Source organism: Streptomyces spinoverrucosus (assembly GCF_006539505.1).
Lineage (GTDB): Bacteria > Actinomycetota > Actinomycetes > Streptomycetales > Streptomycetaceae > Streptomyces > Streptomyces spinoverrucosus.
This window is the reverse complement of record NZ_BJND01000008.1, coordinates 200,235-224,300: the sequence shown is the minus strand read 5'-3', so window position 1 is coordinate 224,300 and position 24,066 is coordinate 200,235. Positions and strand designations below refer to the sequence as shown.

Genomic DNA, 24,066 nt, shown 5'->3' with positions numbered 1-24,066 from the left:
GGAACTGCGCGACCAGCCACACACAACCCGCAGCCGCACGACGACCTGGCAACCCGAGCTCTTAGGCCACCGGCAACCCAGCAGTCCTCCGCACCCTCCGCCCCACGTCCACGGCGTACACCTCACACCCCTCCCGCCCGGCCACCCAGGCAACCCCCTCCGCCCCCATCGCGAACGCCGCCGTCGCCGCCGTGTCCGCCTCCGTCAGCGTCGGGGCGACCACCGTGACGCTGAGCAGACCGCTCGCCGGACGCCCCGTGCGCCCGTCGACGATGTGCTCGCCCCGCTCGTACAACGCGGACGTCGCCACCGCCCCGTCGGTCAACTCCAGCACGGTGCACACCTGATCGGCGTGTTCGGGATGCCGTACCCCCACGCGCCATGGACCACCCCCGACGACCACATCGCCCCCGGCGTTCAGACAGAACCGCCGCACCCCGGCGCCGGTCAGCAGCTCGGCCGCCCGCTGCACGGACCACCCCTTGACCACCGCACACGGGTCGAGGCCACGGCCGGGCAGCCGGGCGTCGAAGGCGCCGCCGCTCGCGAGCCGGTACTCCTCGCACAGGTCGAGCACCTCGGCGAGGTCGGCACTGACCTCGCCGAGGCCGATCTCGCCCCGGTCCAGCCGGGACACCTCGCTGTCCGCCTTGAACGGGCTGAACCGCTCGTCCACATCGCGCAGCCAGGCGAACACGGCGTCCGCGAGCCCCTCGGGCACGTGCTCGTCGTCGATCCGCAGCGAGACCGGGAAGCCCATGACATGTTCGACGCGGTGCACGTCAGGCGCCCTTCGCGTCGATCGCGGCCTGCAACGACTCCTTGTAACCCTCACTGGTGATCGTCGCACCGGACACCGAGTCGATGTCCGCGCTCTGGGCCTGAAGCGTCTCCTCGACCAGCGTCGGCACGGCGGCCGTGGTCTGCGGGTGGTTCGGCTGCTGGAGCATGCGCACGGCCGTGATCTCGTCGCCCTCGAAGGTCACCTCGACCTGCACAGGTCCCTTCTCGGTGTTCACCGTCGGGCCCGCGACGACTTCGGACTCCGTTGCGGAAGCGCTCCCGGAGGGGCTTGCCGAAGCCGCCGCCGCGGCCTGCGCGTCGATCGCGGCCTGCAACGACTCCTTGTAGCCCTCGCTGGTGATCGTCGCGCCCGACACCGAGTCGATGTCCGCGCTCTGGGCTTGAAGCGTCTCCTCGATCAGCGTCGGGACGGCGGCCGTGGTCTGCGGGTGGTCGGGCTGCTGCAGCATCCGTACGGCCGTGATCTCACCGCCCTCGAAGGTCACCTCCACCTGCACGGGGCCCTTCTCGGTGTTCACCGTCGAGCCCGCGACGACGCGCGAGGTGGAGTTCCCTGAACTTGAGGAGGAGGGCGTCGAGGCCGGCTGGGTCGCCTCGGTGGTCGTCGTGGCCTGGGACGGCGCGTAGCGCCAGACCGGGATCAGGCCCGCGACGGTCAGGGCCAGGACAGGCAGTGCTCGTTTCACGGTGGTTCCTCGTTTCCCGTCGGTCCGTCAGCCGGCCAGGCTGAAGCGCTCGTGGTGGATCTGCGCCTTGGCCACGCCCAGCTCGCGCAGGCTGCGCAGCACCCCGCGGGTCATTCCGGGCGGTCCGCACAGATAGACGTCGCGTTCGGCGATGTCGGGCACCAGTCGGGCGAGTTCGGCCTTGGACAGCCGGTCCGGCTCGGCGGGGCCGGTGACCAGGTACAGCTCGGCGCCCTTGGCGTGGGCCAGTTCGCGCAGTTCGTCGTAGAGCACGGCGTCCTGGTCGGTGGTCACGCGGTAGATCAGTACGGCGTGCCCGTGCAGTTCCTCCAGCAGGGCCCGCATCGGCGTGATGCCGACGCCGCCGGCGATCAGCACGGCGTCCGGCCGGGTGCGGTGCATCGTGGTGAAGGCGCCGTAGGGGCCCTCGGCGAAGACGCGGGTGCCGACCTTGAGGTGGCGCAGGCCGGCGCTGCCGTCGCCGACGGCCTTGGCGGTCAGGCGCAGGGAGCGGCCGTCGGGCGCGGCCGACAGCGACCAGGGGTTGGCCTGCCACCAGCGGCCACGGGTCAGGAACCGCCACAGGAAGAACTGGCCGGCGCGGGCGGGCAGCCGGTCGAGGTCGCGGCCGGTGACGTAGACGGAGACGACGTTGTCGTTCTCGGGGACGACGGCCGAGACGCGCAGCTGGTGGCGCCAGTTCCGCCACAGCGGCAGCACCAGGCGGCCCACGAACACCGAGCCGAGGGCGACGGTCCACAGGGTCCACCAGTAGCCGGTGGCCACCGGCGAGGCGACGAAGGTCGTACCGACCGCGACCTGGTGGGAGAAGGCCAGGACGACGGCGATGTAGGTGTAGAGGTGGATGAAGTGCCAGGTCTCATAGGCCAGCCGGCGTCGGGCGAACCGCGCCGAGACCGTGCCGATCACGATGATCAGCACCAGCGCGACCACCGCCCGCAGCACGCCCTCGACCGTCTCGGCGAGGTCGACGAGCTGGTTGACCGGATCCAGGCCGGAGGAGTCGGCGTAGCCGAAGGTGATGAACACCGCGTGGGCCAGCAGCGTCCACAGCAGCGAGAAACCGATCCAGCGGTGCCACAGGGTGAGCCGGTCCATGCCTATCCGGCGGTCGAACCAGGGCAGCCGGGCCACCAGCACCAGCTGGAAGGCCATGAGGAGGGCGCCGTACAGCCCGGCGAGACGGCCGAGGACGATCAGCGCGTTGGAGGCGAACCCGGCCTGGACGAAGAAGTACGTGACCACGGCCACGTTGGCGGCCAGCACGGCGTACAGGCCGGTGCGGGCCACCACCTTGGGACGTATCGCCGCGACGGGCGCGGCAGGCGACTGGACGGTCGTCACGGACGGCAACTCCTTGGTCGGGGTCTTGGTCGGGGCCTTGCGACACCGAGCTTGGCTGGCCGCAGCTGTCGTTTCCCTGTCGTACAACTTTCAAGTGGATATCGATGTGCGTCCGCATGGTGACCGGGTCTGGCGGCGGACGGCCGGTGCCGCACTATGAACGGGTGGAGAAAGTACGACTGCTGGTCGTGGACGACGACCCGCCCATCGCCGACCTCGTCGCCACGGTCGCCCGCTACGAGGGCTGGGAGGCGGTCACCGCGAACTCCGGCGAAGATGCGCTGCGCCGCGCCGCCGAGTTCCATCCGGACATCGTCGTGCTCGACCTGATGCTGCCGGACGTGGACGGCTTCGGCGTGCTCGACCGGCTGCGCCGCTCCGGGACGATGGTGCCGGTGGTGTTCCTCACCGCGCGCGACGCGGTCTCCGACCGGGTGGCGGGGCTGACCCGGGGCGGGGACGACTACCTGGTGAAGCCGTTCGCGGTCGAGGAGCTGATGGCCCGGCTGCGCACGGTGCTGCGGCGCGCCGCGGGGCCCGGGTTCCAGCGGTCGGTGCTGCGGGTGGGGGACCTCACCATGGACGAGGACACCCGTGAGGTGCGACGCGGCGAGCGGCTGCTGACGCTGACGCCGACCGAGTACGAGGTGCTGCGCTACCTCATGCGCAAGTCGCCGACCGTGCTCACCAAGGCGCAGATCCTCGATCATGTGTGGGAGTACGGTTTCGGCGGCCGTTCCAACGTGGTGGAGCTGGTCGTGAGCCGGCTGCGGCGCAAGCTCGACGACACCGGTGAACCGCTGATCCACACCGTGCGGGGCTTCGGTTATGTGATCCGGCAGGCCGCCAAGTGAGGCGCGTGCTGGGCCGACTGCGCCACGACTACGGCAGGCTGCGCCTGGGCACCCGGCTGGCGCTGGGGCTGGGCGCGCTGTCGCTGGTGGTGTTCTCCGTGGTGGGCACGGCCCTGACGACGTACATGCGGGACTACCTGTCGGCCCAGCTGGACACACAGCTGGCACAGGCCCAGATCGCCCAGTCCAAGAACATCGCGAACTACGGCACGCTCGCGGGCAAGAAGTACTACAGCTGGTACTACGCCGTGTACGACGTGTCGGACGGCGCCGCCGTGCTCCGCAAGCCCGAGGACCCCGCCGACCTGCCGGCGGACGTCGACGACTTCACCGCCCTGGCCCGTGCCCAGGCCGCCGCGCACACGGAGCTGCTGCGCACCGAACACATCAAGGGCGCGGGCGCCTACCGGCTGCGCGCCTGCGAGGTCGAGCCCGGGGTGGTCCTGGTCAGCGCCGCTCCCATGGACGGCATCGAGGACACCGTCGGGCAGCTGATCACGATCCAGGTGGTCACGTTCGGGCTGGCGCTGCTGGCGCTGGTGGTGCTCGGCCGGAAGATGCTGCGGCGCGGGCTGCAACCGCTCAGCGACATGGCGCACACCGCGCACGGCATCGCCTCGCACGATCTGACCGAGTCCGCGGCCCGGCTGCCGCTGCGCGCCGACCGCCGGGGCGGCGGCCCGGAGGTGGAGGAGCTGCGCACGGCGTTCAACACCATGCTGGAGCACATCGACGACTCCCTCGCCGTACGCGCCGAGGCCGAGCAGCGGCTGCGCCGGTTCGTCGCGGACGCCTCGCACGAGCTGCGGACGCCGCTGATGTCGGTACGCGGCTATGCGGACCTCTTCCAGTACGCGGCCGCGAACGCGCCCGAGGAACGGGACAAGCACCTGGCGCGGCTGCGGGCCGAGGCCGCCCGGATGGGTTTCCTGCTGGACGACCTGCTGCTGCTCGCCCGGCTCGACGCCGCCGAGGTGGAGACGCCGCTGCGGCTGGTGGACGCGGATCTTGTCGAGCTGGTCGAGCAGGCCGCCGACGCCTTCCGCGCCGCGCACCCGGGCCATCCGCTGACGGTGACCACCGGGGACCGGCCGGTGGCACTGCGGTTGGATCCGCAGCGGATCCGTCAGGTGCTGGACAACCTGCTCACCAACGCCGCAGTGCACACCCCGGCCGGAACCAAGGTGTGCGTGGCGGTCTCGGTCACGGCCGGGGCGGCGCTGGTGCGGGTCTCCGACGCGGGTCCGGGGATACCGGACGCCGACCGGGAACGCGTCTTCGACCGTTTCTACCGGGTCGACAAGGCCCGCAGCCGCGACCGCGGCGGCAGCGGACTCGGCCTGGCGGTGGCGAACTCCTTGGTGCGGGCGCACGGCGGGACGATCGAGCTGACCAGCGAGCCGGGGGCGACGGTGTTCACGGTCCGGCTGCCGGCGGGCGTAGCGCCCTGAAGGGGCGCGGGGCTCTCTCGATGTGCGGCTCCGCCGCGTGGGCGCGACCAGCCACGACGGTGCCGCAGACGATCGACGGCATACCGCGGCACTCCCAGCGGAGCGCAGTCGCACCGCCCGGTCACGTGCCGCGCCTCAGACGTCCGCCATCGGCAGCGTCACCTCGAAACGGCAGCCGCCCGAGACATTGCGTACGGCGGCCCGCCCGTGGTGGGCCTCCACGATGCCCCGCACGATGGCGAGTCCCAGCCCGGCCCCGGCCGGTGGCGTCCGGGCGTCGGTGCCGCGCCAGCCGGTGTCGAAGACGCGCGGCAGGTCCTCCTCCGGTATCCCGCCGCAGCCGTCCGTCACGGACAGGACGACCCCGCCGTCGGGCGAGCGCTCGGCGGCCACCGCCACCGTGCCGTCGGCGGGCGTCCGCCGGATCGCGTTGATGAGCAGGTTCCCCAGCACCCGGCTCATCTCCTTGCCGTCCACCTCGACGGGCACCGGCTCGACCCGGTCGCCGACGAGCCGTACGCCGTGCTCCCGGGCGAGCGGGTCCGCGCCCGCGAGGGCGTCGCCGATCAGGTCGTACACCGAGATCCGGCTCGGGCTCAGCGCCAGGGTGCCCGCGTGGATGCGGGAGAGTTCGAAGAGGTCGCTGACCATGTCGTTGAGGCGTTCGGCCTCGGCGCGGATCTGGCGGAGGTAGCGGTCGGGGTCGGCGGCGACGCCGTCCTCCAGCGCCTCGGACATGGCGCGCAGTCCGGCGAGCGGGGTGCGCAGGTCGTGCGAGATCCAGGCGACCAGTTCGCGCCGGGAGCTCTCCAGGGCGCGCTCGCGGTCCCTGGACTCGGCGAGCTTGCGGCTGGTCGCCTCCAACTCGCGGCTGAGTGCGGCGAGTTCGGCGGTGGCGGGGCCGTCGGGGCTGGTGAAGTCGCCGCCGTCGCCGAAGGAGCGGGCGGCGAGGGTGAGGGCGCGGCTGCGGGCGGCGACCCAGCGGCCCAGCAGCAGCGCGGTGGCCAGGGAGACCACGGCGGCCATCGCGACCACGGTGGTCACGACGGTCAGGTCGTGCGCGGACAGGAACATCGCCTGCGCGACCGCGAGCGTGCCGGCGAACATCGCGCCGACAGCGACGGCGGCGACCACGGTGATGTGCTCGGTGAGCGAGCGCCGCCGGATCAGCAGCAGCACCCCGGCGCCCAGCAGCCCGGCCGCGGCGGCGCCGAGGAAGGCGAACAGCGCGATGAGGAGGGTGTCCCGCATGGCTCACGCCTCCCCGTCGCCCGCGTCGAAGCGATAGCCGACGCCCCACACCGTCTGGATGAACCGCGGCCGGGCCGGATCGTCCTCCACCTTCCCGCGCAGCCGCCGTACATGGACGGTCACCGTCGACAGATCGCCGAAGTCCCACCCCCACACCTCACGCATCAGCTCCTCCCGGCTGAACGCCTGCCCCGGGTGCCGCAGGAGGAACGCGAGCAGGTCGAACTCCCGGATGGTGAGGGCGAGTTCCGCCCCGTTCTTGGCGGCGCGCCGGGCGGCCGGGTCGACCGTGAGCCCGGCGGCGCTCAGGGTGCCCGTGGAGTGCGGTGCGGGCCGGGTCCGGCGCAGCACGGACTCCACTCGCAGGACCAGCTCGCGGGGGCTGAAGGGCTTGGTGACGTAGTCGTCGGCGCCGACCTCCAGGCCGAGGATGCGGTCGTCCTCGTCCCCGCGCGCGGTGAGCATGATCACCGGCACCGGGCCGCGTACGCGCATCCGCCGGCACACCTCCAGTCCGTCCATGCCGGGCAGCATCAGGTCCAGCACGACCAGGTCCGGCCAGTGCGCGGCGGCCCGCGCCAGCGCGTCGGGGCCGTCACCGGCCCGGTCCACGACGTATCCGGCCCGGTCGAGATACCCGGAGACCACCTCGGCGACGGTCGGGTCGTCGTCGACGACCAGGACCCGGGCCCCGTACGACTGCTGTTCCATGCCGCCAGCCTCGCACTCCGCGCGCGGGTGCGGGACCGGCGCCCCCGGATGTCCCCGATCCGTAAGAAAGGCTCCTCAGGAGGGGCGTTTAGAAGGGCTCCTCAGGAGGGGCGTGAGAAACGCTCCGCAGGACGGGGCGTTCACATGCCGAACGCCGCGCTCTCCTCCTCGGCGTGCGGCCGGTGCCGCAGCCGGGACGCCAGGACGGCCACGTCGTCCTCCGCGTGGCGGGCGTCGAGGTTGGCGAGGACGGTGTCGATGATGGTCTCCACGCTCTCCGAGGAGGTGAAGCGCAGCCTGGCCAGCCGGTCCAGGGACTGGTCGATGTCCTCGCCGCGATGCTCCACGAGCCCGTCGGTGAACAGCAGCAGCGTCTCCTGGGAGTCCAGCTGGAACGTCGCCGGCTCGTAGCCGCCGAGCCCCGTGCCCAGCGGCGGGCCGACCGGCACCGCCAGCAGCGAGGTGTCGCCCTTGCCGTCGATCACGGCGGGCGGCAGATGACCGGCGCTGGCCAGCGTGACCTGACCGCGCACGGGGTCGACGCGGGCGATCAGACAGGTGGCAGGACGACGGTCGGACTCGCTGGAGGCGATGTCGTCGAGCTGGCGCAGCACACGGTGCGGCGGGAGGTCGGCGGAGGCGATGTAGCGCAGGGCGGAACGGTAGGCGGTCATGTCGACGGCCGCCTCCAGGCCATGGCCCATCACGTCGCCGACCACGAGCAGGGTCCGCCCGAAGTGCAGCCGGACGGTCTCGCACCAGTCGCCGCCGACCAGGGCGCGGTGCCCCACGGGCAGATAGCGGATGGCGACGTCCAGGTTGGGGTGCGGCCGGCCGGGCTCGGCGAGCAGGGCGCGCTGGAGATCGCCGACGATCCGGCTCATCCGGTCGTGCTCCCGGGCGTGCCGGATGTGCGAGGCGGCCCGCTCGGCGAGCAGCGCCAGCATGTCCGTCTCCGACGGGGTGAAGGGCCCGTAGCCCCGGACGCACACCAGGACGCCGAAGCGGTCCTCGCCGCTGGCGAGGGGCACGCAGAGCGCGGGGCCGCGCCGCTCGTGCCCGACCCGGCTGTCCGCCCGGCGCGCCACCTCCACTGCCCATCGCAGGTCGGGCAGGAGCGTGCGGTCGCCGCTGACCGCCTCGTACTCCGCCTCGCCCTCCTCGCCGCGCCGCACGATGGCCGCGGTGCCCCCGGTCTTCTCGGCGGCCACCTTGGTGAGCTCGACGCAGGTGGTCTCCTCGTCGAGCGTGGTCCCGATCCCGGCCACGGTCGACCGCAGCGCCGTCAGCCGCGACGACACGCCAGGTCCCGGTATGGGCGTGTTCGTACGGCCGACGGCACTGACCGTCGGAGGTTTTCGAAACGACTGAAGCCATCGCGCCACACAGAACACCTTAAATGGGTGATAAACCGACATGAGCCACGCGTCCACTGCCCGAGACTGCGGCCGTCCCGCTCGGGGCGGCCGGGGCGACCGTGCTCGGCCACCACGGCAGACCCGCCTTCTCACCTCATGACGTCCACCGGAAAACACTGGTTGCCAAAGGTATCCACCCACACCGCCGCGCGACGCCCGGCCCGCCCGCACGGGGGCGGCCCGCTGATCGGAGCGACCGCCGCGCGTGATCACGTACTGCCGACAGCGTCACGGTGAATTCACCTAAGCGCCATCTTCCCGTTACCTGCAACCGGAGGCGAAGGGATCCGCGCCGGCGGTCTTCCGACGCAGCGCGCTATGTGACATATTACTGTCGTGACCAACCAGTTGACCTGCGATGTCGTCGTAGTAGGAGCCGGCATGGTGGGCGCCGCCTGCGCCTTCCACGCGGCCCGGGCGGGCCTGGACGTCACGCTGGTCGACCGGGGCCCGGTGTCCGGCGGCACCACCGGCGCGGGCGAGGGCAACGTCCTAGTCTCCGACAAGGAACCGGGGCCCGAACTCGAACTCGCCCTGCTGTCCGCCCGCCTGTGGGCGGAGCTGGCGGAGGAGTTCGGCACCGCGGTCGAGTACGAGGCCAAGGGCGGCGTGGTCGTCGCCTCGTCGCCCGAGGGCCTGACCGCCCTGGAGGAGTTCGCGACCGGTCAACGCACCGCAGGCGTCGAGGCCGTACCCGTCGGCGAGCACCAACTCAAGGATCTGGAGCCGCACCTCGCCCCCGGCCTCCCGGGCGGCATGCACTATCCGCAGGACGCCCAGGTCATGCCCGCCCTCGCCGCCGCGCACCTCGCTCGGGCCTCCCGCGCCAGGCTCGAAACCGGCCGGACCGTCACCGGCGTCCTGCGCGGCCCGGACGGTGCCGTGCGCGGCGTACGGACGGACCGGGGCGAGATCCACGCGCCGGCCGTCGTGAACGCCGCCGGGACCTGGGGCGGCGAGGTCGCCGCACTGGCGGGGGTCCACTTGCCCGTCCTCCCCCGGCGCGGGTTCGTCCTGGTCACCGAGCCGCTGCCGCGTCTGGTACGGCACAAGGTGTACGCCGCCGACTACGTGGCCGACGTGGCCAGCGACTCGGCGGCGCTGCAGACCTCGCCGGTCGTCGAGGGCACGGCGGCCGGCCCGGTGCTGATCGGCGCGAGCCGCGAACGGGTGGGTTTCGACCGGTCCTTCTCGCTGCCGGTGGTACGGGCGCTGGCGGCGGGCGCCGTCCGGTTGTTCCCGTTCCTCGGGCGGGTGCGGGCCATGCGGACGTACGTCGGCTTCCGCCCGTACCTGCCCGACCACCTGCCCGCCATCGGCCCCGATCCGCGCGTGCCGGGCCTGCTGCACGCGTGCGGGCACGAGGGCGCGGGCATCGGGCTGGCGACCGGGACCGGGCATCTGATCGCCCAGGTGCTGAGCGGACGGGCGCCGGAGTTGGACCTGGCGCCTTTTCGTCCCGACCGTTTCGCCGGGGAGGCCCCATGCGAGGGGAACGCAATATGAACCCACTGAAGCTGACCGACGCCCGACCCGGCCCCGCCTTCACGGTCACCTTGGACGGCCGGGAGATCACCGCGCTGCCCGGCCAGACCGTCGCCGCCGCGCTGTGGGCGGCCGGTGTCACCTCCTGGCGCGGCACGCGGGGTGCCGGGCGGCCGCGTGGGGTGTTCTGCGGGATCGGGGTCTGCTTCGACTGCCTGGTGAGCCTCAACGGCCGCCCCAACCAGCGCGCCTGCCTGGTCCCGGTACGGCCGGGCGACGCGATCCGTACGCAGGAGGGGACGGGACACGATGACTGACCGTCCCCGACTCGCCGTGATCGGCGCGGGCCCGGCGGGGCTCGCGGCGACATTGGCGGCGGCCGCCGCGGGCGTACGAGTCGCCCTCGTCGACTCCGCCCCGGAGGCGGGCGGCCAGTTCTACCGGCAGCCCGCGCCCGGGCTCGGCGCCCGCCGCCCGCAGGCGCTGCACCACGGCTGGCGCACCTGGCGGCGGCTGCGCGAGGGCCTCGGCCGGCAGATCACGGCAGGCCGCGTCACCCACCTGACGGACCATCACGTCTGGTACGTCGAGCGGCACTCCGCCGGTTTCACCGTGCACGCGCTGCTCGGCCCGCTCCAGGAAGACGGCGTGACCGTGGACGCCGACGCCGTCGTCCTCGCCACCGGCGGCTACGAGAAGGTGCTGCCCTTCCCCGGCTGGACCCTCCCCGGCGTGGTCACCGCGGGCGGCGCCCAGGCCCTGCTCAAGGGCGGACTCGTCCTGCCCGGCCGCACCGCCGTGGTCGCCGGGACCGGCCCTCTGCTGCTGCCCGTCGCGACCGGGCTGGCCGCGGCGGGCGCACACGTCGCCGCGCTCGTCGAGTCCGCCGACCCGAAAGCCCTGGTACGCCGCTCCCGCGCACTGGCCTCGCTGCCGGTGAAGCTGGCAGAAGGCGCCGGATACGCGGCCCGGCTCCTACGCCACCGAGTCCCGGTGCTGGCACGCCATACGGTGGTGGAGGCGCACGGCGACGAACGGCTGGACGCCGTGACGGTCGCCGCCCTCGACGCCGAGGGCCGGGTCCGTCCGGGCACCCGGCGCCGTATCGCCTGCGACACGCTCGCCGTCGGCCACGGCATGCTGCCGCACACCGACCTCGCCGCCACCCTGGGCTGCCGCCTCGACGGGGTCGCCGTACGCGTGGACGACGAGCAGCGCACCGACGTGCCCGGCGTGTGGGCGGCGGGCGAGGCCACCGGCATCGGCGGCGCGGACCTCGCACTCGCCGAGGGCCATATCGCGGGCCGCTCGGCCGCCGCACGGCTGACCGGCAGACAGCCCGACCCACGAACCTGGGCCGGGGCAGCCCGGAGCCGCGCGGCGCTGCGCGGGTTCTTCGCCGCGCTCGACTCCGTCTACGCACCGCCCGCGCACTGGGCCGAGCAGCTCACCGACGACACCCTGATCTGCCGCTGCGAGGAAGTTCCGGTGCACGCCGTCCGGACGGCCGTCGGCGAGCTCGGCGCCGGCGACGTACGGACCGTGAAGCTGCTCACCCGCGCCGGGATGGGCTGGTGCCAGGGCCGGATGTGCGGGCCCGCCGTCGCCGCCCTCACCGGCTGCCCCCAGACCCCGGCCCGCACACCGTTCGCCCGGCCGGTGCCACTCGGCGTACTGGCCGGACAGGCCCCCGACACACAGACCGGACCACCCCCACCCGACAACCCCCCGGACGGGAAGGACCCCCATGACGACTGAACAGCACCGCCCCTGGCGCGGCGTCCTCGTCGCCACCGCGCTCCCCCTCACCGCCGACCTGGCCGTGGACTACGAGGCGTTCGCCGAGCACTGCGCCTGGCTCGTGGCGAACGGCTGTGACGGCGTCGTACCGAACGGCTCGCTCGGCGAGTACCAGGTCCTCACCCCCGAGGAGCGCGCCAGGGTCGTCGAGACCGCCGTCGCCGCGATCGGCGGCGAGCGGGTGATGCCCGGGGTCGCCGCGTACGGCGCCGCGGAGGCCCGGCGGTGGGCCGAACAGGCGCGCGACGCGGGCTGCGGCGCGGTCATGCTGCTGCCGCCCAACGCCTACCGCGCCGACAAGCGGTCGGTCCTCGCGCACTACGCCGAGGTCGCGCGGGCGGGCCTGCCCGTCGTGGCGTACAACAACCCGATCGACACCAAGGTCGACCTCGTACCCGAGCTGCTGGCGAAGCTGCACGGCGAGGGGCTGATCCGGGGCGTCAAGGAGTTCTCGGGAGACGTCCGGCGGGCGTACCGCATCGCCGAACTCGCCCCGGAGCTGGACCTGTTGATCGGCGCCGACGATGTCGCGCTGGAGCTGGCGATCGCGGGCGCCAAGGGCTGGGTGGCCGGGTATCCGAACGCGCTGCCGAAGGCCTCGGTCGAGCTGTACCGGGCCGCGGTGGCCGGCGACCTGGACACCGCGCTGCCCCTGTACCGGCAGCTGCACCCGCTGCTGCGCTGGGACTCGCGCGTGGAGTTCGTGCAGGCCATCAAGCTGTCGATGGACATCGTCGGACGGTACGGCGGTCCATGCCGGCCCCCGCGGGTGCCGCTGGCGCCGGAGCAGGAAGCGGCGGTGCGGGCGGCGACGGAGAAGGCCGTCGCGGCGGGGCTCGGATAAGTGGCGGGGCTCGGATAACTCGTATCTCTCATAAGGAGGTTGGCCGTGCGCAGCTCACTCGTCCTGCACGCCGTCGACTCGCACACCGAGGGCATGCCCACCCGCGTGATCACCGGCGGGATCGGCACCATCCCCGGCGCGACCATGAACGAGCGGCGGCTGTACTTCCGTGAACACCGCGACGACATCAAGCAGTTGCTGATGAACGAGCCGCGCGGCCATGCGGCGATGAGCGGCGCCATCCTCCAGCCGCCCACCCGCCCAGACTGCGACTGGGGCGTCGTCTACATCGAGGTCTCCGGCTATCTGCCGATGTGCGGGCACGGCACGATCGGCGTGGCGACCGTGCTGGTGGAGACCGGCATGGTGGAGGTCACCGAGCCGGTCACCACCATCCGCCTGGACACCCCGGCCGGTCTCGTGGTCGCCGAGGTCGCGGTCGAGGGCGGCGCGGCCAGGAACGTGACCCTGCGCAACGTCCCGTCCTTCGCCGTCGGCCTCGACCGCAAGGCCACGCTCGCCGACGGGCGCACGGTGACGTACGACCTCGCCTACGGCGGCAACTTCTACGCCATCCTGCCGCTCGCGGAGTTCGGCCTGCCGTTCGACCGTGCCCGCAAGGACGACATCCTGAAGGCGGGCCTGGCGCTGATGGAGGCCGTCAACGCCGAGGAGGAGCCGGTGCACCCCGAGGACCCGTCGATCCACGGCCTGCACCATGTCCATCTGCTCGCCCCGGACGCCACCGCCCGCCACTCGCGCCACGCGATGGCGATCCATCCCGGGTGGTTCGACCGCTCCCCCTGCGGTACGGGCACCAGCGCGCGCATGGCGCAACTGCACGCCCGTGGTGAACTGCCGTTGCACACCGAGTTCGTCAACGAGTCCTTCATCGGCACCCACTTCACGGGCCGTCTGCTCGGCACGACGGACGTGGCCGGGATCCCGGCGGTGCTGCCCAGCTTCACGGGGCGGGCGTGGATCACGGGCACGGCCCAGTACATGCTCGACCCGGAGGACCCGTTCCCCGCCGGGTTCGTTCTGTGATGACCGAGATCGAGGAAGACCCCCCATGACCGCGCCCACCCCCAGCCTCCCCGCGCTCGGCGGCAAGAAGAGCAGCTACCGCGAGCGCGTCGCCGACGCCCTGCGCGCCGCCCTGATCGCGGGTGAGCTGCGCACCGGCGAGGTCTACTCGGCGCCCACGCTCGCCGCCCGTTTCGGGGTCTCCGCGACGCCGGTGCGCGAGGCGTTGCTGGACCTGGCCAAGGAGGGCCTGGTCGACTCGGTGCCCAACAAGGGCTTCCGGGTCACGGCCGTCTCCGAAAAACAGCTCGACGAGTACACCCACATCCGCGCGCTGATCGAGATTCCGACGACGGTCCAACTGGCCCGCACCGCCGACCCGGTGGCGCTGGCGGAGCTGCGTCCGGTCGCCGAGGAGATCGTCACCGCGGCCGTGGCCGGCGACCTGATCGCGTATGTCGAGGCCGATCTGCGCTTCCACCTCGGCCTGCTGGCCCTCGCGGGCAACGAGCACCTCGTCGAGGTGGTCCGCGACCTGCGCCGCCGCGCCCGCCTCTACGGCCTGACCGCACTCGCCGAGCAGGGCCGCCTCCAGGCGTCGGCCGAGGAGCACCTGGAACTCCTCGACGCCCTGCTCGCCCGCGACGAGACCGCCGTGCACGCCGTCATGACCCGCCACCTAGGCCATGTCCGGGGCCTGTGGGCGGCACCGCAACCCGAGCCCCGGTCGGCGCCGGACGCGTGAGCGCGGTCACACCACGGCGTAGTACGGAATCAGCCGCCGCTCAAGGCTCACTCAAAGAGGGCAAGGTCACAGCCGTGATCTCTGCTGCTCCTTTGTTCGCCTGGCCTAGCATCCGAGCATGACGGTCCTGCCCGACGACGGGCTTACTCTGGCCGCCGAGTTCTCCGACGCGACCCGTGAGCAGTGGCAGCGCCTTGTGGCGGGCGTACTGCGCAAGTCGGGCAAGGACGTCGAGGACGCGGCCGCCGAGGACGCCCTGTCCACCACACTGGAGGACGGACTCCGTGTCCGCCCCCTGTACACCGCCCACGACGCCGCGCCCGAGCCCGGCTTCCCCGGTTTCGCACCCTTTGTACGGGGCGCCCGGGCCGAGGGAAACACCCTCGGCGGCTGGGACGTACGACAGCGGCACGCGACCGTCGACGGCGGCGCGGTGCTCGCCGACCTGGAGAACGGCGTCACCTCGCTCTGGCTGGTCACCGGCGAGGGCGGTCTCCCGGTGTCCTCGCTCGGCCGCGTCCTCGACGGCGTCTATCTCGACCTGGCGCCCGTCGTCCTCGACGCCGGACGCGAGGTCGAGGACGCGGCGCGGGAGTTGCTGCGGCTGTACGAGGAGCGGGGCGTCGCCCGTGAGGCGGCGCGCGGCAACCTGGGCGCCGACCCGCTGGGATTCGAGGCGCGCACGGGGCAGTCGTACGACTTCTCGGTCGTGACCGGACTGGCGCGGCGCTGCGCCGACGACTACCCGGGGCTGCGGGCGCTGACCGTGGACGCGCTGCCGTACCACGAGGCCGGTGGCTCGGCCGCGCAGGAGCTGGGGTGCTCGCTGGCGACCGGTGTCGCGTATCTGCGGGCGCTGACCGAGGCGGGGCTGAGCGTCGAACAGGCGTGCGCGCAGCTGGAGTTCCGGTACGCGGCCAGCGCCGACCAGTTCCTGACGATCGCCAAGCTGCGGGCGGCACGACGGCTGTGGGCGCGGGTCGCCGAGGTCTGCGGGGGGCCTGGCGCGCAGGTGCAGCACGTCGTGACCTCGCCGGTGATGATGACGCGCCGCGACCCGTGGGTGAACATGCTGCGCACCACGGTGGCCACGCTGGCGGCCGGGGTCGGGGGCGCCGACGCGGTGACCGTACTGCCGTTCGACCACGCGCTCGGACTGCCGGACGCGTTCGCGCGTCGTATCGCCCGCAACACCTCCACGATCCTCATCGAGGAGTCGCACCTGTCCCGGGTGATCGATCCGGCCGGTGGCTCCTGGTACGTGGAGCGGCTCACGGACGAACTCGCCCACGCGGGCTGGGAGTTCTTCCGCACGATCGAGCGGGCGGGTGGCCAGGCCGCCGCCCTGCGCTCGGGGATGGTCCGGGAGCGGCTGGCCGAGACCTGGGCCGCTCGGGGCGCGAAGCTCGCCAAGCGGCGTGAACCCATCACCGGCGTCAGCGAGTTCCCGCACCTGGCCGAGAAGCCCGTCGTCCGCGAGCCCGCGCCAGCTCCGCCTACCGGCGGCCTGCCCCGGGTCCGCCGCGACGACGCCTACGAGGCGCTGCGGGCCCGCTCGGACGCCCACCTCGCCGCGACCGGCTCCCGCCCCCGGATCTTCCTGGCCACCCTCGGCCCGGCCGCCGCCCACACCGCGCGCGCCACCTTCGCCGCGAACCTCTTCCAGGCGGGCGGCATCGAGCCCGTCACCGAGGGCACGTTCGAGGAGAGCGGGGCGAGCGAGGTCTGCCTGTGCTCCAGCGACGAGCTGTACGCGGAGCAGGCCGAGACCCGCGCCCGCGAGCTGTCGGCGGCGGGCGCCACGCATGTGTTCCTCGCGGGGCGGCCCGGGCAGTACGCGGGTGTCGACAGTTACATCTTCGCGGGCTGCGACGCGGTCGCCGTGCTCTCCGCGACCCTCGACCGGATGGGAGTGTCCTGATGTCCGTCCCCGACTTCTCCGGGATCGAGCTGGGGACCCCGGCCACCGGCGGCGGCACCGACGAGTGGCGTACGGCGGTGAAGAAGGCGGCCGCCGGCGACGACCTGCTCTGGGAGACCCCGGAGGGCATCGCGGTCAAGCCGCTCTACACCGGGCAGGACCTGGAGGGCCTGGACTTCCTGGACACCTACCCGGGCATCGCGCCGTATCTGCGCGGGCCGTACCCGACGATGTACGTCAACCAGCCCTGGACCATCCGCCAGTACGCGGGCTTCTCCACCGCCGAGGAGTCCAACGCCTTCTACCGGCGCAATCTGGCGGCCGGTCAGAAGGGCCTGTCCGTCGCCTTCGACCTGCCCACGCACCGCGGCTACGACAGCGACCACCCGCGCGTGACCGGTGACGTCGGCATGGCGGGCGTGGCGATCGACTCGATCTACGACATGCGACAGCTGTTCGACGGCATCCCGCTGGACAGGATGACCGTGTCGATGACGATGAACGGCGCGGTGCTGCCGGTGCTCGCCCTGTACATCGTGGCGGCGGAGGAGCAGGGAGTACCGCCCGAGAAGCTGGCCGGGACCATTCAGAACGACATCCTCAAGGAGTTCATGGTCCGCAACACCTACATCTATCCGCCGAAGCCGTCGATGCGGATCATCTCCGACATCTTCGCCTTCACCTCGCAGCGGATGCCCCGCTACAACTCCATCTCCATCTCCGGCTACCACATCCAGGAGGCGGGCGCGACGGCCGACCTGGAGCTGGCGTACACCCTCGCCGACGGCGTGGAGTACATCCGGGCGGGCCGGGAGGCGGGCCTGGACGTGGACGCGTTCGCACCGCGCCTGTCCTTCTTCTGGGCGATCGGCATGAACTTCTTCATGGAGATCGCCAAGCTGCGCGCGGCCCGCCTGCTGTGGGCGAAGCTGGTGAAGCAGTTCGACCCGAAGAACACCAAGTCCCTCTCCCTGCGCACCCATTCGCAGACCTCCGGCTGGTCGCTGACCGCGCAGGACGTGTTCAACAACGTCACACGTACGTGCGTCGAGGCGATGGCCGCCACCCAGGGCCACACCCAGTCGCTGCACACCAACGCCCTGGACGAGGCTCTAGCGCTGCCCACCGACTTCTCGGCGCGGATCGCCCGCAACACCCAGCTGCTCATCCAGCAGGAGTCCGGCACCACGCGGGTGATCGACCCGTGGGGCGGCAGTGCCTACGTCGAGAAACTGACGTACGACCTCGCCCGCCGCGCCTGGCAGCACATCCAGGAGGTCGAGCAGGCGGGCGGCATGGCCCAGGCCATCGACGCCGGCATCCCCAAGCTGCGGGTGGAGGAGGCCGCGGCCCGCACCCAGGCCCGTATCGACTCGGGTCGGCAGCCGGTGATCGGCGTGAACAAGTACCGGGTCGACAGCGACGAGCAGATCGAGGTGCTCAAGGTCGACAACTCCTCTGTGCGCGCTCAGCAGATCGAGAAGCTACGGCGGCTGCGGTCGGAGCGGGATGAGCAGGCCTGCCAGGACGCACTCGACGCACTCACCCGGGCGGCCGACGGCGACGGCAACCTGCTGGAGCTGGCCGTGCACGCAGCCCGGGCGAAGGCGACCGTCGGGGAGATCTCGGACGCCCTGGAGAAGGTGTACGGGCGGCACGCGAGCCAGATCCGTACGATCTCCGGCGTGTACCGCAACGAAGCAGGCGAGTCCCCGTCCGTCGACCGCACCCGCGCCCTGGTGGACGCCTTCGAGGAGGCCGAGGGCCGCCGTCCGCGCATCCTGGTCGCCAAGATGGGCCAGGACGGTCACGACCGCGGCCAGAAGGTGATCGCGACCGCGTTCGCCGACCTGGGCTTCGACGTGGACGTCGGCCCGCTGTTCCAGACGCCCGCCGAGGTCGCCCGGCAGGCGGTGGAGGCGGACGTGCACATCGTGGGCGTGTCCTCGCTGGCCGCCGGTCACCTCACGCTCGTACCGGCACTGCGCGAGGAACTGGCCGCGGAAGGACGCGAGGACATCGTGATCGTCGTCGGCGGGGTGATCCCGCCGCAGGACGTGCCGACCCTGCTGGAGATGGGTGCGGCGGCCGTGTTCCCGCCGGGGACGGTGATCCCGGACGCGGCCCACGACCTGGTACGGCGGCTGGCGGCCGACCTCGGGCACGAGCTGTGATCGACCTTGACGCGTATGTGAAGGGCGTGCTCGACGGAAAGCGGGCGATCGTGGCGCGCGCGATCACGCTCGTCGAGTCCACCCGGCCGCAACACCGGGTGCTGGCCCAGCAGTTGCTGACCGCGCTGCTGCCGTACAGCGGGAAGGCGCGGCGGATCGGCGTCAGCGGAGTGCCGGGGGTCGGCAAGTCGACGTTCATCGACGCGTTCGGCACCCTGCTGACCGGGCTCGGGCACCGGGTCGCCGTGCTCGCCGTCGACCCGTCGTCGAGCCGGACCGGCGGCTCGATCCTGGGCGACAAGACCAGGATGGAGCGGCTGGCCGTGGACCCCGCGGCCTTCGTACGCCCCTCCCCCACCGCCGGCACGCTCGGCGGGGTCGCCAAGGCCACCCGCGAGTCGATCGTGGTGATGGAGGCGGCGGGCTACGACGTGGTGCTCGTCGAGACGGTCGGTGTCGGCCAGTCCGAGACGGCCGTCGCGAACATGGTCGACTCCTTCCTGCTGCTCACCCTCGCCCGCACCGGCGACCAGCTGCAGGGCATCAAGAAGGGTGTCCTGGAGCTGGCCGACGTGATCGCCGTCAACAAGGCGGACGGCCCGCACGAGCGGGACGCGCGGGCGGCGGCACGGGAGTTGTCGGGCGCGCTGCGGCTGATGCACGGCAAGGACGCCGTCTGGACGCCGCCGGTGCTGCACTGCAGCGCCCGCGAGTCGACCGGCCTGGACACCGTCTGGGAGCGCCTCGAACAACACCGCACGCTCCTCGACTCCACGGGCCGCCTCGCCGCCAAGCGCCGCGACCAGCAGGTCGACTGGACCTGGACGATGGTCCGCGACGACCTGCTGGGCCGTCTGCACGCCCACCCGGGCGTACGAGCCCTCGCGCCCACCCTCGAACAGCAGGTGCGGGACGGCGAGTTGACGGCGACGCTGGCGGCGGAGCGGATTCTGGGGGCGTTCGAGAACGGCCGTTGACCCCGCTCAGGCCACCGGCCCCTCCGGTGACGCCGGCGGCTCGGTGGGCGACGGAGCGGATTCTGGGGGCGTTCGAGGACGGCCGTTGACCTCGCTCAGGCACCCGGGCCCTCCGGTGTCGCCGGGGGCTCGGTGGGCGATGGCGCGGATTCTGGGGGCGTTCGAGGAGGAAGCCGTTGACCTCGCTCAGGCCACCGGCCCCTCCGGTGACGCCGGCGGCTCGGTGGGCGGCGGAGCGGATTCTGGGGGCGTTCGAGGACGGCCGTTGACCCCACTCAGGCCCCCGGCCCCTCCGGTGACGCCGGGGGCTCGGTGGGCGACGGCGCGGGTGGGCCGAAGAGGACGGCCCGGGCAACGGGTGGGGCGAACAGGGCGGTGACCGGCGCGGCGAGGGTCAGCACGGAGCGGAAGGCGCGCCCCACGACAGGGTCGCCGGGGGATCGCTCCTGGACCCGGTCCAGGTACCAACCGGCGACGCGGTCCGCGGGCCCGCCGGCGACCGCGGTGCCGACCGCGCCCGGCATCGCACGGTCCGCCCCGGCGGAGATGTCCCACGCCTGCCGGGACGCCGCGAGGAGCGCCCGCTGCACGCGCCGCGTCGTGGGCGTCCGGCGCGGATCGGCCAGCGCGTCGCGCAGGGCGACCGCGCTCATCGCGGCGACGGCCATGCCCTGCCCGTAGATCGGGTTGAAGGTGCACAGGGCGTCGCCGGTGGCGAGGAACCCGGCCGGGCGGCGGCCGGGCAGGTCGTACCGTCGGCGGACGTTCGCGGTCCGCCGGTAACCGAACGCCGGTGACAGCGGTTCGGCGTCCTCCAGCCACCGGTGCAGGAGCGGATGCGGCAGCCTCTTGGTGTACGTCACGAACTCGTCGTCGTCCGTGGGCGGTTCATCGCCGCGCAGCCCCGAGACGATGACCAGGTGGCTGCCGTCCTCCAGCGGCAGCGCACCGCCGGCGTGCACCTGGTCGGGGCAGGGATAGACGTAGTAGCCCAGGGTGTCGCCGTCGAGGACGCCGCTCTTGCCGCGGTAGACGCGGGAGGCGTAGGCGAGCCCGGTGTCGATGGTCTCCTCGTGCGGGGCATCGGCGCCGATCGCCGCGAGCCACTGCGGAGCCTTCGTCCCACTGCCGGACGCGTCGACGACCAGGTCGGCCTCAAGGGCCCGGGCCTCTGTTCGAGCCTCGCCGGAACGCTCCCGCAGCAGCACGCCCCGCACGCGCGAGCCGTCGCCGAGAAGCCCGACAACATCGGCCCCCTCGACCACGCTGATCGCCGGATTGGCCAGAACCCGCCGCCGTACCAGCTCCTCCAACTGCGCGCGGGAACCGGTGTAGATGTGCGTCGTCGCGGGCACCCGGCGGAACCAACGCCCGTTCTGCCACAGCACCATGTCCGACGGCATGCCCACCCGCGGCGCCCCCGCCGCCCGCAACTCCGCCAGGAATCCCGGCAGCAGCGACTCCAGGGCCACCTGCCCGCCCTCCAACAGGACATGCGGATGCCGCCCCTGCGGCACGCCGGGCCGGGCCTTGCCGCCGTCCGCAAACCGGTCACGCTCGACGACGGTCACGCGCTCGGCATGCCCGGCCAGCACATGCGCCGCGAGCAACCCCGCGAGACTCCCACCCACAACAACCACATGCCGCCCACCCCGACCACCGCCCACTCCTCCGGCAGAGCCCACCGATCCACTCCCCTGGTCGCCGTCGTCGTCACCACCAGTATCCCGCTCGGCGGGGCGGGATGACCGCGTTTCAGCCCTTCTGCACACCCCGGAGAGGGCCCACCTCGGGCCACCCCCCGGCTCCGCCAGGGGGCTCACACGATGTCTGCCCGAACGACTAGCCGCTCATAGCGGTGAATCGGCCTACATCCTGGTCGCGGGAGCCCTCCTCCTCACCACCCCGATCATCCGAGGCAAGGGCAAGAAGATCACGTACCAGAACGCCGGAAGATCGACCCGATGCGAAGCAACTCTCCCCAGACGCTGCCTCGTTATGGCAAGGCGTGCGCCCACCTCTACATCAACGGAGTGCGGCGTGTGAGTTAGTGCCACCACATCACGAAGTGAGTCGTTTCATGATCGAGCAACAAGAGGGGCAGAATTCGGGCCCAGCGTCGGAAACACGGCGGCGCCGAGCCGGGATCGCCGCGTTCCTCGTCGGCTTCGTCGCCACGCTCGCCTTCTTCGTCTTCTTCCCGGCCTTCCGCACGTCATCGACTGGGGAGCCATCCTCGTGTCCCTCGCCGTGGGCGGGCTTGCCCGATGGGTCTGTCAGTCCTGGATGACGAAGACTTCAGAGAGAAAGCCCGAACAGAAGAAGTAGTCAAGGCCGTCGAGGAAGGTAATCAGCAGCCGTGGCTCAGCAGGCGGTGGACGGGGGATTCTCACCGGGAACGACTCATCTACGGCGACCCGGTGCCCGGCTATCAGGCCCCCGAGGGCGGCGTCGCGCAGGAGGCGGAACCACCGGCTGTGCGCGGTCCTAGCTCGGTCTCGTCACGGGCATCTGGGACCGGGCCGCGCACACCCAGGAGGCCTGCGACTACGACTGGAGCGACTTCCAGCCCAGCCTCGTGACCCTGGCACGCGAGTCCTTCCCGGAACTGCCGCCGGCCGCGGTGGCGCTCTGCCTGCGGTTGTGGAGCCGGATGCACGGGCTGCTCATCCTGGAGATCTACGGCCACCTGCGCCACCAGGTGACCGATCGGTGATCGACGAGGACCAGGCGAAGAAGCCGAACACCTGACGCAGGCGCCCGCCCTCGATGAGCACGGTGTCCGTGACACCCCCGTAGCCGAGAATGACACCGATGGCCGCCAGGGCCACTACCTACTGGGAAGCCAGGAACCGACCGACCCAGGGATGCCGTGATCGCCACAGGTGATACCGAAATCCCGGTCGGTCGCGATCAGTTGACCCGGATTGCTGAGCTTGCGCACAGCAGCATCGACGAAGCCCTGCTGATGCGACCCGCGACGACACGGCTCACGCCCATGATGGCGCAGTTGCCCGCTCAGATGCCGATGAGCCGGACGCGGTCGCCGCACAACCGGGCCATGTCATCGACATCGGAGGTCAGCATGGCCACTGGGCCCGGCTGGCGCAGTGCCACCTCGGCCACGGTCGCATCAATCGCGTACTTGTGGCCATGCAAACCCGCGGCCTTGAGTAGTTCCGCGGATGCTTTCGCCGCGCCCTCGGTTACCGGCTCGACCTTGACGCGTGACAGCGCCCACCGCAAACGAGGCATGTTCACCCGCCCGTGGCTGACCTCCACGATGGTGTTGGCTCCGATGACGAAATCAGCACCCATGGCATGCAGCACCTGGAACATCGCGAGGATCTTGCGGTCTTGCGCAATCCAGGCGGAGAGCCCCTCGGAGTCCAGGACGACCGTCTCGACATGCTCGTTCACGCCGCGCTCGCCGATCCGCCCGTATCCGTCGTCCCGAAGATCCTGGAGCGCGCCTCCGCCAGCTCCTCCTCGGTGAATGCCCCGTGTTCCTCCTGGTGGCGCTGAAGATCGGCACCGAGCAGTTGGTGCCGCAACTGACGCGCCACCGCCTCGGCCACATAGCCGGAGACGTTGTCGGTGAGCTTCCTGAGTTCCGCGACCTGCTCGGTCGGCAGCGTCACTGTGATACGTGTCGTATCCGCCATGACCCGAGCATACTGCGATATGCGCCCATGGTCGTCTCGCTCGGCACACGTCCGCACGCGAGTGCAGAGTGCCCACTGCGAGTGACACCGAGGCTGCGCTCGCCGAGCCCGCGGGCGTCGAACCAAGTCGGTGGAATTGGTGCTGCCGCACGACCGGTCGCTCCGACCGCCGGAGAGGTGGAGGGCTAGACGCTGTCCACCGCCGTCGCCGTCGCCGCCCTGGCCGACGCCCAGTCGGCCCATCCGTTCCGCCGCAGCCTGGCCGGCTGCCTCCCGCTTCGCGCCACGGCTGCTCGCCGACAGCCGACTCCATCCGGCCTCACCGACGCCGGCTACGACGCCTGCAGGCGCGTCGCCTCACCGCCGCCTTCCCACCCGCGCCCACTGCCTGCCCGAGCCCCCGGGGCGGCGCCGGGATGGGCCTCGCGCACTTGCCGCTTCACCCCTCGGGCCAGCTGCTGTGACCGCTCCGGTCAGCCCTCGTCCGGCATCAATCGCAACGAGATCGAGTTGATGCAGTACCGCTGATCCGTAGGCGTCGGATACCCCTCGCCCTCGAACACGTGCCCGAGGTGCGACCCGCACCGCGCGCAGCGCACCTCCGTGCGCACCATGCCGTGCGAGCGGTCCTCGATCAGTTCCACCGCGTCGCTGTCCTTGGGGTCGTAGAAGGACGGCCAGCCGCAGTGCGACTCGAACTTGGTGTTCGAGGTGAACAGCTCGGCACCGCAGGCGCGGCACGAGTACACGCCCTTGGTCTTGGTGTCGGTGTACTCACCGGTGAACGCGGGCTCCGTCGCGGCCTGGCGCAGCACGGCGTACTCGGCCGGCGTCAGCTCCACGCGCCACTGCTCGTCCGGCTTCTCGACGTCGTACGACATGGGTGTCA

At 72.1% G+C, this 24,066-nt stretch carries 23 protein-coding genes; 13 read left to right on the top strand and 10 right to left on the bottom strand.

What is annotated here, in order from left to right; all coding sequences use genetic code 11:
* Positions 1–61: 61 nt before the first annotated feature.
* The 3 genes from SSP24_RS07105 to SSP24_RS07095 are packed head-to-tail and all read right to left on the bottom strand — an operon-like array spanning position 62 to position 2,855.
* Positions 62–781 (bottom strand): FAD:protein FMN transferase, encoded by a 720-nt coding sequence (locus tag SSP24_RS07105; RefSeq protein WP_229864883.1) that lies wholly within the window; start codon positions 779–781, stop codon positions 62–64.
* Between the two features lies 1 nt (position 782).
* Positions 783–1,490 (bottom strand): FMN-binding protein, encoded by a 708-nt coding sequence (locus SSP24_RS07100; protein WP_141307936.1) that lies wholly within the window; start codon positions 1,488–1,490, stop codon positions 783–785.
* Between the two features lie 27 nt (positions 1,491–1,517).
* Positions 1,518–2,855 (bottom strand): ferredoxin reductase family protein, encoded by a 1,338-nt coding sequence (locus SSP24_RS07095; RefSeq protein WP_174864615.1) that lies wholly within the window; start codon positions 2,853–2,855, stop codon positions 1,518–1,520.
* 164 nt (positions 2,856–3,019) lie between these two features.
* Here SSP24_RS07095 and SSP24_RS07090 point away from each other — a divergent pair, with 164 nt between their 5' ends.
* Together SSP24_RS07090 and SSP24_RS07085 are read left to right on the top strand one after the other, a co-directional pair.
* On the top strand, positions 3,020–3,709 hold the full coding sequence (locus tag SSP24_RS07090) for a response regulator transcription factor (RefSeq protein ID WP_280527078.1): 690 nt from the start codon (positions 3,020–3,022) through the stop codon (positions 3,707–3,709).
* 5 nt (positions 3,710–3,714) lie between these two features.
* Positions 3,715–5,160, top strand: coding sequence for a sensor histidine kinase (locus SSP24_RS07085; protein WP_141308240.1), 1,446 nt, complete (start codon positions 3,715–3,717; stop codon positions 5,158–5,160).
* A 135-nt stretch (positions 5,161–5,295) separates the two neighbouring features.
* Here SSP24_RS07085 and SSP24_RS07080 read toward each other — a convergent pair whose 3' ends face one another.
* The 3 genes from SSP24_RS07080 to SSP24_RS07070 form a co-directional block, all read right to left on the bottom strand.
* Positions 5,296–6,411: a sensor histidine kinase gene (locus SSP24_RS07080; protein ID WP_141307934.1), complete on the bottom strand. Its 1,116-nt coding sequence runs from the start codon at positions 6,409–6,411 to the stop codon at positions 5,296–5,298.
* Positions 6,412–6,414: 3 nt separating this feature from the next.
* Positions 6,415–7,122 carry a response regulator transcription factor gene (locus SSP24_RS07075; RefSeq protein WP_141307932.1) on the bottom strand — a complete coding sequence of 236 codons (708 nt, stop codon included), beginning with the start codon at positions 7,120–7,122 and terminating at the stop codon, positions 6,415–6,417.
* Positions 7,123–7,262: 140 nt separating this feature from the next.
* Positions 7,263–8,423, bottom strand: coding sequence for a PP2C family protein-serine/threonine phosphatase (locus SSP24_RS07070; RefSeq protein ID WP_229864884.1), 1,161 nt, complete (start codon positions 8,421–8,423; stop codon positions 7,263–7,265).
* Between the two features lie 453 nt (positions 8,424–8,876).
* Here SSP24_RS07070 and SSP24_RS07065 point away from each other — a divergent pair, with 453 nt between their 5' ends.
* From SSP24_RS07065 to meaB, 9 genes are all read left to right on the top strand, one after another.
* Positions 8,877–10,046 (top strand): NAD(P)/FAD-dependent oxidoreductase, encoded by a 1,170-nt coding sequence (locus tag SSP24_RS07065; protein ID WP_141307928.1) that lies wholly within the window; start codon positions 8,877–8,879, stop codon positions 10,044–10,046.
* Positions 10,043–10,342 (top strand): (2Fe-2S)-binding protein, encoded by a 300-nt coding sequence (locus tag SSP24_RS07060; RefSeq protein ID WP_141307926.1) that lies wholly within the window; start codon positions 10,043–10,045, stop codon positions 10,340–10,342. Before SSP24_RS07065 ends, SSP24_RS07060 begins: the two co-directional genes overlap by 4 nt.
* Positions 10,335–11,783: an NAD(P)/FAD-dependent oxidoreductase gene (locus tag SSP24_RS07055; protein WP_141307924.1), complete on the top strand. Its 1,449-nt coding sequence runs from the start codon at positions 10,335–10,337 to the stop codon at positions 11,781–11,783. Before SSP24_RS07060 ends, SSP24_RS07055 begins: the two co-directional genes overlap by 8 nt.
* Positions 11,773–12,669, top strand: coding sequence for a dihydrodipicolinate synthase family protein (locus tag SSP24_RS07050; RefSeq protein WP_141307922.1), 897 nt, complete (start codon positions 11,773–11,775; stop codon positions 12,667–12,669). The genes SSP24_RS07055 and SSP24_RS07050 overlap by 11 nt, the downstream gene beginning before the upstream one ends.
* Before the next feature lie 45 nt (positions 12,670–12,714).
* Positions 12,715–13,716, top strand: a complete 1,002-nt coding sequence (locus SSP24_RS07045) for a proline racemase family protein (RefSeq protein ID WP_141307920.1) — start codon at positions 12,715–12,717, stop codon at positions 13,714–13,716.
* Positions 13,717–13,741: 25 nt separating this feature from the next.
* Positions 13,742–14,440 (top strand): GntR family transcriptional regulator, encoded by a 699-nt coding sequence (locus SSP24_RS07040; protein ID WP_141307918.1) that lies wholly within the window; start codon positions 13,742–13,744, stop codon positions 14,438–14,440.
* A gap of 118 nt (positions 14,441–14,558) precedes the next feature.
* Positions 14,559–16,361: a methylmalonyl-CoA mutase subunit beta gene (locus tag SSP24_RS07035; protein WP_141307916.1), complete on the top strand. Its 1,803-nt coding sequence runs from the start codon at positions 14,559–14,561 to the stop codon at positions 16,359–16,361.
* A complete protein-coding gene (gene scpA / locus SSP24_RS07030) occupies positions 16,361–18,535 on the top strand; it encodes a methylmalonyl-CoA mutase (protein WP_141307915.1) in 2,175 nt (724 codons plus the stop codon). Before SSP24_RS07035 ends, scpA begins: the two co-directional genes overlap by 1 nt.
* Positions 18,532–19,512 carry a methylmalonyl Co-A mutase-associated GTPase MeaB gene (gene meaB, locus SSP24_RS07025; protein WP_141307914.1) on the top strand — a complete coding sequence of 327 codons (981 nt, stop codon included), beginning with the start codon at positions 18,532–18,534 and terminating at the stop codon, positions 19,510–19,512. The genes scpA and meaB overlap by 4 nt, the downstream gene beginning before the upstream one ends.
* A 275-nt stretch (positions 19,513–19,787) precedes the next feature.
* Here the strand turns inward: meaB and SSP24_RS07020 are convergent, their stop codons facing one another.
* Positions 19,788–21,143 carry an FAD-dependent oxidoreductase gene (locus SSP24_RS07020; protein ID WP_174864613.1) on the bottom strand — a complete coding sequence of 452 codons (1,356 nt, stop codon included), beginning with the start codon at positions 21,141–21,143 and terminating at the stop codon, positions 19,788–19,790.
* On the opposite strand from SSP24_RS07020, the gene SSP24_RS43360 reads away from it, so the two are divergent.
* Positions 21,093–21,260 carry a hypothetical protein gene (locus SSP24_RS43360; protein WP_174864607.1) on the top strand — a complete coding sequence of 56 codons (168 nt, stop codon included), beginning with the start codon at positions 21,093–21,095 and terminating at the stop codon, positions 21,258–21,260. The two genes, SSP24_RS07020 and SSP24_RS43360, sit on opposite strands and share 51 nt — an antisense overlap.
* Positions 21,261–22,090: 830 nt before the next feature.
* Positions 22,091–22,228, top strand: a complete 138-nt coding sequence (locus tag SSP24_RS43485) for a TetR-like C-terminal domain-containing protein (protein WP_218037069.1) — start codon at positions 22,091–22,093, stop codon at positions 22,226–22,228.
* 302 nt (positions 22,229–22,530) lie between these two features.
* Here the strand turns inward: SSP24_RS43485 and SSP24_RS07010 are convergent, their stop codons facing one another.
* The 3 genes from SSP24_RS07010 to msrB form a co-directional block, all read right to left on the bottom strand.
* Positions 22,531–22,932, bottom strand: coding sequence for a DNA-binding protein (locus SSP24_RS07010; protein WP_141307912.1), 402 nt, complete (start codon positions 22,930–22,932; stop codon positions 22,531–22,533).
* A complete protein-coding gene (locus tag SSP24_RS07005; RefSeq protein WP_141307911.1) occupies positions 22,929–23,177 on the bottom strand; it encodes a type II toxin-antitoxin system CcdA family antitoxin in 249 nt (82 codons plus the stop codon). Before SSP24_RS07005 ends, SSP24_RS07010 begins: the two co-directional genes overlap by 4 nt.
* A 473-nt stretch (positions 23,178–23,650) precedes the next feature.
* Positions 23,651–24,058, bottom strand: a complete 408-nt coding sequence (gene msrB, locus SSP24_RS07000; RefSeq protein WP_141307910.1) for a peptide-methionine (R)-S-oxide reductase MsrB — start codon at positions 24,056–24,058, stop codon at positions 23,651–23,653.
* Positions 24,059–24,066 lie beyond the last annotated feature (8 nt).

What these genes read in the sequence shown, in the direction of transcription:
- msrB (WP_141307910.1), bottom strand. Translation starts at nt 24,058, where the DNA reads ATGTCGTACGACGTCGAGAAGCCGGACGAGCAGTGGCGCGTGGAGCTG.
- SSP24_RS07040 (WP_141307918.1), top strand. Translation starts at nt 13,742, where the DNA reads ATGACCGCGCCCACCCCCAGCCTCCCCGCGCTCGGCGGCAAGAAGAGC.
- SSP24_RS43360 (WP_174864607.1), top strand. Translation starts at nt 21,093, where the DNA reads ATGCCCGGCCAGCACATGCGCCGCGAGCAACCCCGCGAGACTCCCACC.
- SSP24_RS07060 (WP_141307926.1), top strand. Translation starts at nt 10,043, where the DNA reads ATGAACCCACTGAAGCTGACCGACGCCCGACCCGGCCCCGCCTTCACG.
- SSP24_RS07005 (WP_141307911.1), bottom strand. Translation starts at nt 23,177, where the DNA reads ATGGCGGATACGACACGTATCACAGTGACGCTGCCGACCGAGCAGGTC.
- SSP24_RS07080 (WP_141307934.1), bottom strand. Translation starts at nt 6,411, where the DNA reads ATGCGGGACACCCTCCTCATCGCGCTGTTCGCCTTCCTCGGCGCCGCC.
- SSP24_RS07035 (WP_141307916.1), top strand. Translation starts at nt 14,559, where the DNA reads ATGACGGTCCTGCCCGACGACGGGCTTACTCTGGCCGCCGAGTTCTCC.
- SSP24_RS07055 (WP_141307924.1), top strand. Translation starts at nt 10,335, where the DNA reads ATGACTGACCGTCCCCGACTCGCCGTGATCGGCGCGGGCCCGGCGGGG.
- SSP24_RS07075 (WP_141307932.1), bottom strand. Translation starts at nt 7,122, where the DNA reads ATGGAACAGCAGTCGTACGGGGCCCGGGTCCTGGTCGTCGACGACGAC.
- SSP24_RS07050 (WP_141307922.1), top strand. Translation starts at nt 11,773, where the DNA reads ATGACGACTGAACAGCACCGCCCCTGGCGCGGCGTCCTCGTCGCCACC.
- scpA (WP_141307915.1), top strand. Translation starts at nt 16,361, where the DNA reads ATGTCCGTCCCCGACTTCTCCGGGATCGAGCTGGGGACCCCGGCCACC.